Source organism: Vibrio sp. Hep-1b-8 (assembly GCF_006124995.1).
Lineage (GTDB): Bacteria > Pseudomonadota > Gammaproteobacteria > Enterobacterales > Vibrionaceae > Vibrio.
In genome coordinates this window covers 1-740 of sequence record NZ_QEWN01000082.1, presented here as the reverse complement: position 1 = coordinate 740, position 740 = coordinate 1, and the positions used below count along the sequence as shown (strand labels likewise).

Below are 740 nucleotides of genomic sequence, written 5' to 3'. Positions count from 1 at the left end.
GCGCTATGTATTCACGCAGCGATACTTACTTATGTAAGTGGGTTTCCCCATTCGGAAATCCCAGACTCACAGGTTTTTACTACCTAATCTGGGCTTATCGCAAGTTAATACGTCCTTCATCGCCTCTGACTGCCAAGGCATCCACCGTGTACGCTTAGTCACTTAACCATACAACCCCAAAGGGTCTTTGTTAGTCACCAAAGTTGTCTGCATTTTTATACATGTGCAGACACGATTTTGCCGGACTCAAATATAAACATCACAAGGATGTTTCCAAGAACACTTGAATGTGTGTTGGTACCTAAATTTCTCTTTATTAGAGAAAGTTAGGATTTGAGAACTTTTAATTTGAATAACAACGCATATCAAAGATATGGGGATTGTTGTTATTCGTCAGCTTTCCAAATTGTTAAAGAGCAAGTTTCTTTCGAAACCATTTTTAAGAACACTCAAGCAAGTATGCTTAAAGATGGTGGGCGATACCGGGCTCGAACCAGTGACCCCCTGCTTGTAAGGCAGGTGCTCTCCCAACTGAGCTAATCGCCCATCGAATCAAGAATGGTGGAGCTAAGCAGGATCGAACTGCTGACCTCCTGCGTGCAAGGCAGGCGCTCTCCCAGCTGAGCTATAGCCCCATATCTTGAGAAAATGGTGGGTCGTGCAGGATTCGAACCTGCGACCAATTGATTAAAAGTCAACTGCTCTACCAACTGAGCTAACGACCCAATGGTATCCCGTAG

Annotated in this window: 3 tRNA genes and 1 rRNA gene; all 4 read right to left on the bottom strand. The window is 44.3% G+C overall.

Annotated features, from left to right (window positions below):
- Positions 1-168 (bottom strand): 23S ribosomal RNA (locus DA100_RS08440); the annotation flags it as partial.
- Between the two features lie 302 nt (positions 169-470).
- Positions 471-546 (bottom strand) — tRNA-Val (locus tag DA100_RS08435).
- A 13-nt stretch (positions 547-559) separates the two neighbouring features.
- Positions 560-635 (bottom strand) — tRNA-Ala (locus DA100_RS08430).
- A gap of 14 nt (positions 636-649) precedes the next feature.
- Positions 650-725 (bottom strand) — tRNA-Lys (locus DA100_RS08425).
- Between the last annotated feature and the right edge of the window lie 15 nt (positions 726-740).